Consider the following 12,353-nt stretch of genomic DNA (forward strand, 5'->3'; position numbering starts at 1 on the left):
AATTCATGAAACTGGCGCTTCTCGGTTTCAAGAGCAGGGACGTCATGATATTTGACCATGCGCTCAGCAGGAGGGGCACTTAGACGAGCATCGGTTAACAGGGCTTCGTTGGCATGTACATTTGACATTTTAAATCACCGCTCAATTAGTTCTACATTCTTAAAATCAATGGTCCCTTCATAATCAACATCGAGACCCTTCAAATCTTTACGTACGCCGATAATTTGCTCTTGGTCAAACAAAGGAAGATTGTCTGGATTCTGTTCCCACAGAATCTGTTGTATCTGAGCGTAATAAGACATGCGTTTTTTCCCATCCAGTTCACGAGAGGAAAGTTTCAGTAACTTATCTACTTCAGGGTCGCTATATCCGGTGAGGTTTTGGGGGTCATCGGTAGACAACTTTCGTCTTAGGCGAATATCCGCATCGGATATGCCTGTTCCCAGCAACCACATGTTTGCGTCATTGGTACCTTTACCCGTGCCCTTTCCTGGGTCGGGGCGATACAAGTTCTTTTGGTAAGTAGCCCATTCCCATACCTTGAACTCAGTTTTTAGTCCAACTGCATTGAGATAGCCCTGTACAACTTCAGCAACTTGGCGATCCTTGGTATAGCGACCCGCCGGGGTCCACATCACGATGGTTCCTGGATAGCCCCCTGGATAAATTTCGTTAATGATTTTTTTGGCTGCCTCAGGGTCGTACTTGACTGGAGCAAACTCTTGCCGTGCTTGTGTGCCCTCGGGAAATGGACCCGTAGGTACTTTTCCATAGCCAAGCAGAACTTTGTCGACTATCGCTTGACGATCAATAGCCATACTGACTGCACGGCGGATTCGCGCGTCATCGAATGGTGGCTTGGTTAGGTTCATTTCAAAGAATACCTGAAATGTACTCGGCACACGAAGCAAGGTGGATTTATTGAGCTCCTTTAATTCAATAGCGGCTTCTGGTGACAAATTAGCGGCGACATCAGCATTTCTTGTCCGAAGTTCGATAACTCGAGAAGAATCCTCTCTCACCGGGCGGAATACTATTTTGGATGGTTTCCCGGCTACTCCATAATAAGAAAGGTTTTTTTCAATAACCGCTTGATCATTGGGTATCCAACTATCAAAAACATAAGGCCCCGTACCGGCCGGATGATGCCCGTAAGCTCGTCCGTATTTAACTATCGCTGCAGGGCTATTCATTGACGAGGATTCTTTGGCCAGCAGCTCCAACATTGTTGGCGCAGGGTTTTTTGTCGTGATCCGTACCTGATAAGGTGACACAACCTCCACTGACAGGATATCTGCATAATAAGAACGGTGCGGCGATCCAAGTTTAGGATCACGAATCCTGTCTAAGTTAAACTTTACAGCCTCTGCGCTAAAGTCAGTACCGTCGTGAAACTTAACTCCCTGCTTCAACACAAACGTCCATTGCTTGCCATCTTCCGTCCTGGACCAGGACTCTGCCAAATCGGGTACAAAATTAGAGCGGTCGTTTCCATCCCATGCTATTAACCTGTTAAACAAGTGATCAATGACATTATAAGAAGGTACGCTGCGCGAGATAGCAGGGTCCAAGGTATCTATATCAGAGCCCTGAACGAAGGTTATTTGCCCAATTTCTTTGGCCTGGGCAACCGACGGCAAACCGGCCGACAGCCCTATGATGCCTAGAACAGAAAAACTGCGTATGAGTACTGCCAGAAAATTTAAGCGTCCCATCATCTTTACTCGCTCGATTATTATTGTGGAACTCATCGGCGACTACGCCGCCCTGATCTCAATTAAGCGTTTCGCGATTTCGGATCGATAAAGTCCCGTAGTGCATCGCCGACAATGTTGAAGCTCAATATGGTCAAGACAAGGGCACATCCAGGTGCGAGCAAGACATACGGATGTGTTGTCAACAACGGCCGCGACTCGGCGATCATCGAACCCCACTCCGGCGTTGGCGGCGGTGGGCCAAGGCCAAGGAAACTAAGCCCGGAACCGATGAGGATGGCTTCAGCTAGCGATACGGTTGCCTGAATAATGACCAGAGAGCCAATGTTCGGCAGGATATGTACCAGCAGTAACCGTAGATCACCGACACCGATCGATTTTGAGGCCAGTACAAACTCTCGATTTCTCAGCGACATCACCGGCCCGGCAAAGAAACGGACGTAGATAGGAATGCTCGAAATGGCGATGGCGAGTGTCAGGCTTAATATGCTGTTTCCTGCGACGGTGATAACAAGAATTGCTACCAGAGTCCTAGGGAACGCGATCATGGAGTCCATGACCCGCATTACCAAACTGGCGATGGCGCCGTTGTAATATCCGCAAGCCGCACCCACCGAAACACCAACCAGCATCGCAATACCGACACTGGAGACCGCTACAGTGAGCGTGATGCGTGCGCCCCACAGGACTCTTCCTAATAAGTCACGCCCCATTTGATCCGTTCCAAGCAAAGACTCGGTACCTGGACCAATAAGGGATCTGGACAAGTTAATTTTGGTCACCGAATCCCAGTCAAACAAAAAAGGTGCGCATATGGCAGCTACGATCATTGCCAGGATGACGATAAATGCACTAAACGCAAACCAACGTTTATTGGATATAAGGAAGCCAACAAAGCCCAACCGACGTTTTTTCGGCAAATGCATATCAGCCTCAGTTGTAAGTGATGCGAGGGTCGAGGATTCCATATACGAGGTCCACAATTAAATTGATGATCACTACCAGGGCTGCAAACACAAGGACTGTTCCTTGGACTACATAAATGTCTCGAGCCATAATTGCATCAATCAGGAACCGCCCCATACCCGGCCAGGCAAATACGGTTTCGACAATAACGGCGCCCCCCAGCAGGCGACCGAAATCCATCCCGAAGACTGTAACAAGTGGAATGGCCGCATTAGAAAGTGCGTGTTTAAGAACAACTTTGTAGCTGGGTACGCCTTTTGCGTAGGCAGTACGAATGTAATCTTCTTGGAGCACGTCCATCATCGTGGATCGAGCCAGCCTCGAAAAAGTTGCAACATACGGTAAGCCCAGAGTTACCGCCGGCAGTATCAAGTGCTGCCACCCGCCCCTTCCGGTAGGCGGTAGCCAGCCTAGGCTGGCTGAAAAGATCGACATTAATATAAGGCCGAGAAAAAAGCCGGGTACTGAGATACCTAAAACTGCAAAGGTGGTGAGCGAACTATCAAGCACTCCCCTGGGCCTTAGTGCCGCGATAATACCCAATGGAACACCAATGATGACTGCCAGCAGCATTCCGGCAGCGGTCAACTCAATAGTCGCTGGAAGCGTTCTTGAAATGCCTTCAAGTACCGGGGTAAATGTCTGGAACGATTCACCGAAATCGCCACTGACAATTTTTTTTACATAGATGAGGTATTGAGTGGCGAGTGGTTGATCCAGCCCATAGTTTTGCCGTATTTGCGCAACGTCTTCTGCTGTCGCATCAGGTCCCGCAGCCAGTTGAGCCGGATCGCCGGGAATAAAATGCATAACCAGGAATACCACAATGGATACCCCCAATAGCATCGGTAGCAGGAGTAATAACCTGCGGAGGGTGTAGTTCAGCACGAGTTGTCCTCTTTTTATTTTACGTCAGCACTACCCGGCATTATTGCGAAGCCATGCTGTTAGCTAAAACAATGCAAATAGATCATCGCTCTGTCACACGCCTATCGCAAACCGGCAACATGTTGGACGCACATAACAAAATGTTATACGCTTATCCGAAAGCCCCCTCTCCGATACCGCTCGAGCGCAACGATGAAGCTAAATCCCCGCCAACTGGAAGCCTTTCGGGCAGTTATGCTCACTGGCAGCATGACTATCGCCGCCGAATCGCTACAAATAACCCAACCTGCTGTCAGCAGGCTCATACGCGATCTCGAAATCGTATTGTCGCTTCGACTGTTCCGCCGCGAAGGCAACCGCCTTATTCCAGGCACGGAAGCTCAACTCCTATACGCCGAAGTCGACAAGTTTTATCAAGGTATCGAACGCATTGAGCGCGTTGCGGAAGACTTGGTGACGCTACGCACAGGAACATTGAGAATTGGCTCAATGAGCACACTCGGATTGAGTGTCGTGGCTGAGGGCGTATGTCGTTTCGCTCTAGAACACCCCGAGGTCAGGACTTCTCTGGACGTTCGCAACTCGTTGGGCATTATGGAGCTGACATCGGCGAACCAGATTGATATCGGTTTTGTCCAGGTACCGTCAGGCGAGTATCCAGGGGTTCAATCGATCCCCCTGCCCCGGATCAATGCCGTCTGTGTAATGTCCGTTGACGATGTATTGGCGAGCAAAGAGCTGGTGACAATTGATGACTTGCATGAACGCCGTTTGATCTCACTGAACACCAATAACCCGTTACAGCGCCGCATCACTTCAGCAATGGAAGCGCGCGGTGCCGTCAGCCTGACCTCTGTCGAAACCACCTCCGCTCACTCCGCCTGCGGCATGGTTTCTGGTGGCCTCGGGCTCACCGTCTGCGATCCCTTTACGGCTTCCTACTCGAAATACCCGGGGATTACCTTTAGAAAACTGGATGAAAATATTCCCTTCGAGATTTCTATGGTATTCCCCAGCCATCAGCAACGTTCCAAGTTGGCTTCGGACTTCATGCAGATTATGGAAAACATCTTCAAATCGGAATTTATATCCATGATTCCCCGTTCGGCGTATTAAGCGGGAGCAGGACCGATCCAGAAAGTACGGCCCTGCTCAATTGAGTATCAGCTCAGATAGCGCTAAACCAGCCTCGGCCAATCAGCGGCTCCAATGGGTAGGTTTTTGTCATTGAAGTCATAAGCCGGGTTATGAATCATGCAGTAATCCTCGCCAACGCCATTTCCCAATCTGAGGAAACAGCCCGGACGCTGCTCAAGCATGTAGGCGATGTCCTCGCTGGACATCAGTTGATCCGCTTGGGCGATCACATGCTCGGCACCCACCAGCTCACGGGCAATCTGCAAGGCAAACTCGGTTTCAGCAACGTTCTTATTGATCACCGGATAAAGACAGTCTTCGAGCGAGTTGAAGCGCTGTCCCCATCGCCGGGAATGGCTCCCGGGACTGACTGTGTGGTAGAAACTCCCCCGCGGGCTCCACTCACAAAGGTATCAGCATGAACACTCCAATCGCGATCATCGGTGCGGGGCTTGGTGGATTGACCCTCGCGCGGGTGCTGCATATCCACGGTATCGCAGCGACGATCTACGAGGCGGAAACGTCGGCAAACGCGCGTGCGCAAGGCGGTCTGCTCGACATCCACGAATACAACGGCCAGCTCGCGCTCAAAGCGGCGGACCTTTATAACCAGCTTCTCGGCATCATTATCGAGGGAGCTGATGCCAAACGGATATGCGATCAGCACGGCAACGTCTTGCTTGAATGGCCCAGCACGGATAACGGCGGTCGGCCTGAGGTAGAGAGGGGAGAACTGCGCAGAATTTTGCTCGAATCGCTGCCTGCCGACACCATTCGCTGGGGACATAAGCTCACCGCCGCTACCCCGCTCGGCGGCGGGCGGCATCTGCTGAGCTTCGCTAACGGCTCCACTATGACCACCGACCTTTTGGTGGGTGCCGACGGTGCCTGGTCAAGGGTTCGTCCGCTGCTTTCCGAAGTAAAACCTGCATACGCTGGCATCTCCTTCATCGAGACAGTCCTGTTCCAAAGTAACAGTCGCCATACAGCCAGCGCAGAGGTGGTTGGTGACGGTACCCTGATGGCGGTTGTTCCGAATAAAGGCATTCTTGCCCACCGTCATGCGAGCGGAACCCTACAAACCTACGTAGCACTAAACAGGCCTGAAGACTGGTTCGCCCGCCTCGACCTCTCCGATCCAGTGACGGCCATGGCCCTTCTCGCCGATGAATTTGATGGCTGGGCACCGGAACTTATAGCGCTCATCACCAATGGTGATACTGACCCCGTGCTTCGCCCGATCCATGCGCTCCCCGTCAAGCACAAATGGGACCGCGTACACGGAGTGACACTGCTCGGCGATGCAGCGCACCTGATGTCGCCGTTTGCTGGCGAAGGTGCCAATCTCGCAATGTACGACGGCGCTCTGCTCGGCGAGGCCATTGTCGCCAACCCCGGAAGTATCGAAGCCGCGCTGATTGCGTATGAAAAGGAACTCTTTCCCCGCAGTGCCGAGACTGCTGCGGAAACAGACGGAAACCTAAGGTTGTTTTTCAACGAGACCGCGCCGCAGGGCCTTATTGATTTGTTTACCCAATACCTTCCCGAAAAATGACCATGCCGCTGACTTCGTCAACAAGCAACTCCAAGAGGGGCAAATCGCGCCCAAGGTTTTCCGGGGATCTAGTCTTGCGTAGGCGTACATTTTTGCGCCGACTGAATCAAGCTAATATCCTTGGGCTTGTGGCGAGCTAGATGGAATCGATGTTGACCAATGGGCGAGCCCACGGATGAATCATGCGCATCCTTCGAGATCGGAAGTTAGTCACTTCACTGTAAGCGTTTGCTAACCCAGCGGCAGTTCAATAGTCGCTGAGGTCTTGGCGTATCGATTAGGTTCCACTCGCAATGGATTAAAGCCCGGCAGCCCAGCCGGAGTATCATCGCGGTAGGTGGGTGAAACACTCTGCTTCATCCGCCTGCGAATTTAGAAAATCATCGCCAAAACGCCATCCCTCTCGCCGGCCATCGGGAATCGCAATCGTCATTCCGATGACGCTGTGCAATCGCTTGATGCTTCGATAAATGATGGTGCGCCACGCCCAGGGGCACTGCAGCGAAACATAAAGATGATACCGGTCAGGTTCCGCCCTGTAGCCTTGCTCCCCTTCGGGGGTGACGATCCCACGAAATGCTGCTGATTTACGGAAAAATTTTCCCTGTTCAAGTCCAAGTGTTGATAAATTTTCAATCCAAGTCCCGTTAACTAATTGACCCATTCCGCTCTACGCTCCTCTTGAGTATCAGTTCCGGCGGTCGGTTTTGCCGATTGGTGTCTGCCGTCATTGAGATAGGTACGCTCAATATCACCCGTCAGCATCGGTCTGAAAGCCGACGACACCTCAACAATTTGCTAAAAAATCAGGCCGCAGCTTCGGAAATCAATCATGCGTAATATCACCTACCGTTTGCTAGGTTGAATAACTGGAAGCAGTAGCGAAGACGAAAACTCACCGCCCGTATGGATGGTTGTCGTTCCACCAAAGACGCGTTGGGGACGATCGGACTCGACGTCATGCAGATGGATGGAGCAACCCCGCATTGGTTTACCCCACATCGCAGGCAGTGGCTCAGGGAGACGATGATCAAAATCTTGGCCAGATATCGTTACGGCCAGGCGAAAGCCACGGGGCAAGATGATTGAGGTAGGCCAGATTTCAATGTCGAGTTCATAAATTTCCCCGGGAACTAGCAACTCGTCCTCATTATGGACATGCCACGGTCGGTACGGAAGCGACAAGGTCCTGTCTAGCTTGCGGCGCGATACCCGCAGCCAACCGAAGCTCACTGGATTGTTCGGATCGGTCGCGCCAGCAAATAGAACCTCGCGGCCATTCGGACCGAATGCGCGTAGGGTGACAAAAATATCTGCGTTTGAGGTCGACGAGGATATGAACAGTTTCGCGGACAGCGGTCCGGTCAGCTCGAGTTCTCGTTCCTGCTCCGGCCCCCAAAATGTGACGCCATGAGACAGGGCCTCAAACTGTGCTTTTGATGTAGACGTAGGCTCTCCGCCCAACGAAAAAGATGATGCATCGAGAAATGTGCGAATCCATTCCGTCCGCGCCAGGGGCCACTCATTTTCCGTGCGCTTGGTGAGTCCGTCTGGGCGCCGCAAGTTCAAAATGAGCGGCGGTTCCCGATCCCATCCATTGTCTGCGCCTTTAAGAAAGTGATCAAAGAATCGCCGCATTAGCGCCCGGCCATCCCGGGTGTAGAAATCCGTCCAATGCTCCAAATTGTGCATCTCGAGCCATTGTTTCTTCGAGCCCGACCGAACAAAAGCTTCGAATTGTCACGAAGATGGTTGCACCACCCCAGTTGCCGCGCGAAAGCATGGGCACATCAATGCGCTTGCCTAGATCTTGAGCTTCGAAGACGCAAGTCATAGCGTCCTCTCTGCAGTTGCCGGGACGCAGGAGACGTTGGTGGCTAACTCTCCGCGGTTTTGCTCACGCCTGACTGCTCGGACTTCGCGATGCAATGGCGCAAGCTCTCGATAAGTCCATCGACGCTTGCCTCCACTATTTCCGCAAGAGGAACCGCCGGCGGGGTTCCATACACGTGCGTGCGATAAGGGTGATAGTAGATTCCGAAATGAAACACCCAAAGTATTTCGATCTCCAGCTCGCTCACTTCCGAAGCGTCGGGCAATGGCAACCCCGCAGCCAGACGAACCTCCTCTGCGATTAGATGGAGCAATGGGCGCGTTACATTTCTGATGTATTTCCGGTTGAGATCGCCGCCCGCGAATGCCGCTAGGGTGTAGATGCGAATCCAATCGTAGTCGTAGGTCGATGCAGCATAGCCCACGAAGAACCTTTGCAGTCTGGTCTTTAAATCGGTTGATCGATCACGAAGAAGGGGCAGCCAGTTGACAGTTCCCTGCTTTTGAAAGATCTGCTCGAACACAGCTTCGACGAGAAGTTGCTTCGAAGGAAAATACTTGTAGAGCAATGCTTGTGTTATCTGCATATGCTTTGCAAGTGATCGTGTGTCGACGTTGAATCCATGCGTGGCAAAGAATCCAATTGATTCGCGAATAATGGCCGCTCGACGATTGTCTGGTGACATCCGTCTGCGTGGCTCCCGTTTTTGGTGATGTTTCTCTGGAGGTGCGCTCATGATGCGAGGATACATCAGATTTACGAAGTTCCAGGCATTTAACCAGCGTTCGCATAATCACATATCCTTCGAATGCACCTGCCGCTCAATCCATGAGCGAGCGCTTTAGCCGACGCGATGGCTTAGACTGCGTCGGCGCCGACAAACATTGGCCTATTTACTCGATTCACCGCGCCCGAATAGTCGATCAAGCGCGTCCGGCGAGGCTTTTTCAGGGGCAATCAAGTGACTCGCAAGCGCGGCTTTTGCGGCGTCGGCACGCTCGCTTGCCGGACGCAATGTGATTTGCGCCGTCCATCGCCAGATGTTTTTATACTTCTTCTCCACATCCACATCGAGAATTCCTCCGAGGGCTCTAGCCCACGGGAAGGTTGCAATGTCGGCTACGCTGTAGTTTTCCCCGCCCAGCCAGCTATTTTGAGCAAGCTGTCCGTCAAGCACATCAACGACGCGCAGCACCTGTGCACGGTAACGCGCGAGTGCGTATTGGTTGTCTGAAGGCGCAAAACGAGCAAAGTGAATAAATTGCCCGAGCATTGGGCCGACACTGCTCATCTGTAGCATTAGCCATTGAATCGCCGTACTGCGCTCGACTGGATCACTAGACAGGAATTTGGCGGTCTTCTCTGCCAGATACAAGAGGATCGCTCCTGATTCAAAGACTACGTGACGGCGGCCGCCTGGGCCGTCTTCATCAACGATTACTGGAATCTTCGCGTTGGGATTAAGGCGAAGGTGAGATGGCTCAAATTGAGCGCCTCTCAACAAATCGACCGGAACGGCCTCGTACGGCAATTCCATTTCCTCCAACGCTAGAAAGATCTTTCCAGAATTTGCAGTATCGGCCGCATACAGGGTAATCATAGCTTTCGGTTCCTCAGAATAGATTGTCTAGCGATCTGCGTTGCCGCGTCATCTCGCCACAAATGTCTTGACCGACTTCATCCGGATTAATACATCCAGTCATCGCCAGGGTGTGGAGTATTTCTTGTTGAAGTATTTCCAATGCGCGACTTGCACCCACTTGCCCGGCGTCAGCCGCTGCGCGAGCGAGCGCGACCTCGCCATCCAACCAGACCATCCCGGCCGGCCCGGTAGGCGCAACTACAACCGGTATCGACTGCGATATGCCGAATAAAGTTGTGGCGGTGTACGCGCCGAAACATGCAGCACGCGGCTCCGGAGCCGGATCTTGCGCAATGATTCGCGGTTGTTGGTCAAGGCTAGGTCTTCACCGCAGCCATGGTCCATATACGCAAAGAAACCGTGAGGCATTCGCTTCCGGGCGGCCGCAAAGATGTCATCGTAGTCTTGCCATTTACCTGGAGAACTCATACACATTGCCTCTCGGGCGGAGATACGAAATAGAACGTTTGCACACCTGCCGATTGCACGCCGACTAGTTGTCGCAGCGCAGTTTCACAAAGGGTTCATCCTCTACTCCCGAAGAGCGAGCCCTGAAAGCGCAGCCTGCGGAACGTCCTGAGCGGTTTTTCGGTGTGGAATCGGGGCATCGCCATTTTTAGTGGTCACTTGACCAATTATTTATGTATTTCGATAATCTGTCAACGGGTTGGGGTTTCACAAGGCGCCTGGAACGACCACGCTGCCTACAACCGCGTCCTTGAGCCGCAGGCTGTGAGCTGTGAGCTTAGGTTCCCGTAGTGACAGACGCCTTGGAAGACCTCAGACACCGGCTATTGGTGGGGCACAAAAGCGATGGACGCAGCGTGTATGACGAAGGGGTGAAGGCGGAACAGGTGGTACCCTGTTAGAAGCCCAGCGCTTCGGTGTTGCGCCTAGAGCGTGAGTGCGGCGTCAACGCCATCTGGTTAGCCGTTGACTGCACGAGGATGCCTCTGCAGAGGCTTACAAAAGCATGCCCGAGTCGGCGACCTCACTCCAAATGGCTAACAACTATCACGCACGCAAGATCTCTACGGGAGGTGTGAGGCTTGACTACACATAACAAAAGATATAATTGGTCAACCGACAATTAATAAAGAAAGTCTACTCTTTTTAGCGTGCTGACATGAACGCTTGGCTCTATCTCGGGGGGCGTCCATGCAGGTCCAAGCGCCCTTTCAGCGTCCAGCGTCTCCAAATGCGGGTACACGCTGCCAACGATCTCGGAAGATGTTCAGAAAGCCTGCATGCAGCGACTCACTGCGACGATGAGGTTCACCCGAGCGGCGAATTCTAGTGGATGTCCCTGTCATATCAAAACGCCTCTTTACGGAGTCAGGTTGATGGTTTTGAAAAAACGTTTACGAGGCTTCCGTCGGGATCACGGAGCAATAGGGAGGTATTGCCCCAGGGGATGATCGTTACGGGCATTACAACTTCCGCGTCATTTACCCGAAGCAGCACAGCCTCGACATTATCTACTTGAAACACCAGGATTGCTGAACGATTGCTGAACGATTGCTGGCCGCGACAGCCAATCCGTTATTATGAAGGCGGATCAGATGCTTATCGCTTATCGCTAAAACTATTCCGTTGAAGTGAATTTCAGCGAACCCATCAGCAAGAAATCTAGGCTCAATTGCCGATACATTTTTATAGAACTGGACGAGGCGTTCATAGTTATTGGTAACGAGGCGAACAGACGAGAACTTCATGACGAGACCTAGTAGAAATGAGGTTCCTCACTTTAATTCGAGCCAGTGTCAGTTTCTCACAGTATTGTTTTGCCAGAAACCAGTTCCGAATTGCGCCACTCTTTGAGAAGGGCCTGCTTGTGCTTGTGGTAGCAGTCGGACAACAACGTTGCCTCGTTGATACGATCAGAACGCCCCCCGCAATTCGCACCAGCACATGTGCCTGCTCAAAAAAGCGAGCGCAAAGGGCCAGACCACACGCTTTGAGAGCATTCCCGTCGGGAGTTGATAGGCAATTTCAAGCTTGCGCTCAAGTCGGATGTCATCGCGAAGATTGCTAGGTTTTATTTTGTCCCTGGGCGCCTCCATGCCGCTGCCAACCAGCAGCGCGTAGCCTTCCAGTTCTCGGCGCATGTTTATGGGTAAGACCGCAGAAATCTTCGCTAGCGTGTTCGATGCTGCCTGTACCAAATCGGGGTCGCCGTGGTCTAGCATCAAGCGCATGCCAAGCACCAGCGCATCGAGTTCGGCAGAGCCTAAAATCAGGGCGGGAGCATGAAACCAGGGCTCATGATGTAGCCTATGCCGACCTCACCCTCTATGGCAGCCCCTTGAGCCTTGAGGCTCGCGATGTCTCGGTAGAACGTACGGATACTGCCCCCCATTTCAGAAGCCAAGATTTGCCCGCTCACGGGGAGTCTATGGCGTCGCAAGTCTTGCCACAGGTTAAGCAGTCGCTCAGATCTAGACAATTCGCAATCATATTCAAGAGGGTTGAGAAACACTATCTGGAGCGTAAGCAATGGGATGGACGCCCCCGCCCATAATTGCATCGCTGTGCCAGAGTGAAGGGTGTCGCCATCCACTTGCACGAAGGGGTAATCAGCCATGGAAATCAGAACTGTTGGTATCGACCTGGCCA

At 52.3% G+C, this 12,353-nt stretch carries 14 protein-coding genes; 2 read left to right on the plus strand and 12 right to left on the minus strand.

The window, feature by feature from the left end:
- Positions 1-134 precede the first annotated feature (134 nt).
- The 3 genes from M0974_RS26715 to M0974_RS26725 are packed head-to-tail and all read right to left on the minus strand — an operon-like array spanning position 135 to position 3,569.
- Complete coding sequence (locus tag M0974_RS26715) at positions 135-1,718, minus strand: ABC transporter substrate-binding protein (protein WP_297844222.1); 1,584 nt, start codon at positions 1,716-1,718, stop codon at positions 135-137.
- 59 nt (positions 1,719-1,777) lie between these two features.
- A complete protein-coding gene (locus M0974_RS26720; RefSeq protein WP_297844225.1) occupies positions 1,778-2,683 on the minus strand; it encodes an ABC transporter permease in 906 nt (301 codons plus the stop codon).
- Positions 2,649-3,569 (minus strand): ABC transporter permease, encoded by a 921-nt coding sequence (locus M0974_RS26725; RefSeq protein ID WP_297844227.1) that lies wholly within the window; start codon positions 3,567-3,569, stop codon positions 2,649-2,651. Before M0974_RS26725 ends, M0974_RS26720 begins: the two co-directional genes overlap by 35 nt.
- A 192-nt stretch (positions 3,570-3,761) precedes the next feature.
- On the opposite strand from M0974_RS26725, the gene M0974_RS26730 reads away from it, so the two are divergent.
- Positions 3,762-4,685, plus strand: a complete 924-nt coding sequence (locus M0974_RS26730) for a LysR substrate-binding domain-containing protein (RefSeq protein ID WP_297844229.1) — start codon at positions 3,762-3,764, stop codon at positions 4,683-4,685.
- A 62-nt stretch (positions 4,686-4,747) separates the two neighbouring features.
- On the opposite strand, the gene M0974_RS26735 is transcribed toward M0974_RS26730, so the two are convergent.
- Positions 4,748-5,008 carry a M20/M25/M40 family metallo-hydrolase gene (locus M0974_RS26735; protein ID WP_297844232.1) on the minus strand — a complete coding sequence of 87 codons (261 nt, stop codon included), beginning with the start codon at positions 5,006-5,008 and terminating at the stop codon, positions 4,748-4,750.
- A gap of 116 nt (positions 5,009-5,124) precedes the next feature.
- Between M0974_RS26735 and M0974_RS26740 the strand changes: the two genes are divergently transcribed.
- On the plus strand, positions 5,125-6,261 hold the full coding sequence (locus tag M0974_RS26740; RefSeq protein WP_297844235.1) for an NAD(P)/FAD-dependent oxidoreductase: 1,137 nt from the start codon (positions 5,125-5,127) through the stop codon (positions 6,259-6,261).
- Between the two features lie 325 nt (positions 6,262-6,586).
- Here M0974_RS26740 and M0974_RS26745 read toward each other — a convergent pair whose 3' ends face one another.
- The 8 genes from M0974_RS26745 to M0974_RS26770 form a co-directional block, all read right to left on the minus strand.
- Positions 6,587-6,925: a hypothetical protein gene (locus M0974_RS26745; RefSeq protein WP_297844238.1), complete on the minus strand. Its 339-nt coding sequence runs from the start codon at positions 6,923-6,925 to the stop codon at positions 6,587-6,589.
- A 182-nt stretch (positions 6,926-7,107) separates the two neighbouring features.
- Positions 7,108-7,953: a CocE/NonD family hydrolase C-terminal non-catalytic domain-containing protein gene (locus tag M0974_RS26750; RefSeq protein ID WP_297844241.1), complete on the minus strand. Its 846-nt coding sequence runs from the start codon at positions 7,951-7,953 to the stop codon at positions 7,108-7,110.
- Positions 7,954-8,138: 185 nt separating this feature from the next.
- Positions 8,139-8,780: a TetR/AcrR family transcriptional regulator gene (locus M0974_RS26755; protein ID WP_297844243.1), complete on the minus strand. Its 642-nt coding sequence runs from the start codon at positions 8,778-8,780 to the stop codon at positions 8,139-8,141.
- Between the two features lie 204 nt (positions 8,781-8,984).
- Positions 8,985-9,695, minus strand: a complete 711-nt coding sequence (locus M0974_RS26760; RefSeq protein WP_297844246.1) for a glutathione binding-like protein — start codon at positions 9,693-9,695, stop codon at positions 8,985-8,987.
- Between the two features lie 13 nt (positions 9,696-9,708).
- Positions 9,709-10,035 carry an alpha-hydroxy-acid oxidizing protein gene (locus M0974_RS33390; RefSeq protein WP_367279056.1) on the minus strand — a complete coding sequence of 109 codons (327 nt, stop codon included), beginning with the start codon at positions 10,033-10,035 and terminating at the stop codon, positions 9,709-9,711.
- Positions 9,936-10,172, minus strand: a complete 237-nt coding sequence (locus M0974_RS33395) for an alpha-hydroxy-acid oxidizing protein (RefSeq protein WP_367279055.1) — start codon at positions 10,170-10,172, stop codon at positions 9,936-9,938. Before M0974_RS33395 ends, M0974_RS33390 begins: the two co-directional genes overlap by 100 nt.
- Positions 10,173-11,617: 1,445 nt before the next feature.
- Entirely contained in the window at positions 11,618-11,935 is a 318-nt protein-coding gene (locus M0974_RS26765; RefSeq protein ID WP_297844249.1) for a hypothetical protein, read from the minus strand.
- Between the two features lie 38 nt (positions 11,936-11,973).
- The coding region (locus M0974_RS26770) for an HTH domain-containing protein (protein WP_297844252.1) at positions 11,974-12,353 on the minus strand (380 nt) is incomplete at its 5' end.

This window comes from Pseudomonas sp. (assembly GCF_026224925.1).
Taxonomy (GTDB): domain Bacteria; phylum Pseudomonadota; class Gammaproteobacteria; order Pseudomonadales; family Pseudomonadaceae; genus Aquipseudomonas.

Coding starts and splice junctions, on each gene's coding strand:
- M0974_RS26755 (WP_297844243.1), bottom strand. CDS start 8,780: ATGTCACCAGACAATCGTCGAGCGGCCATTATTCGCGAATCAATTGGA.
- M0974_RS26765 (WP_297844249.1), bottom strand. CDS start 11,935: ATGCGCTTGATGCTAGACCACGGCGACCCCGATTTGGTACAGGCAGCA.
- M0974_RS26720 (WP_297844225.1), bottom strand. CDS start 2,683: ATGGAATCCTCGACCCTCGCATCACTTACAACTGAGGCTGATATGCAT.
- M0974_RS33395 (WP_367279055.1), bottom strand. CDS start 10,172: ATGTGTATGAGTTCTCCAGGTAAATGGCAAGACTACGATGACATCTTT.
- M0974_RS26760 (WP_297844246.1), bottom strand. CDS start 9,695: ATGATTACCCTGTATGCGGCCGATACTGCAAATTCTGGAAAGATCTTT.
- M0974_RS26745 (WP_297844238.1), bottom strand. CDS start 6,925: ATGGGTCAATTAGTTAACGGGACTTGGATTGAAAATTTATCAACACTT.
- M0974_RS26740 (WP_297844235.1), top strand. CDS start 5,125: ATGAACACTCCAATCGCGATCATCGGTGCGGGGCTTGGTGGATTGACC.
- M0974_RS26750 (WP_297844241.1), bottom strand. CDS start 7,953: ATGCACAATTTGGAGCATTGGACGGATTTCTACACCCGGGATGGCCGG.
- M0974_RS26730 (WP_297844229.1), top strand. CDS start 3,762: ATGAAGCTAAATCCCCGCCAACTGGAAGCCTTTCGGGCAGTTATGCTC.
- M0974_RS26715 (WP_297844222.1), bottom strand. CDS start 1,718: ATGATGGGACGCTTAAATTTTCTGGCAGTACTCATACGCAGTTTTTCT.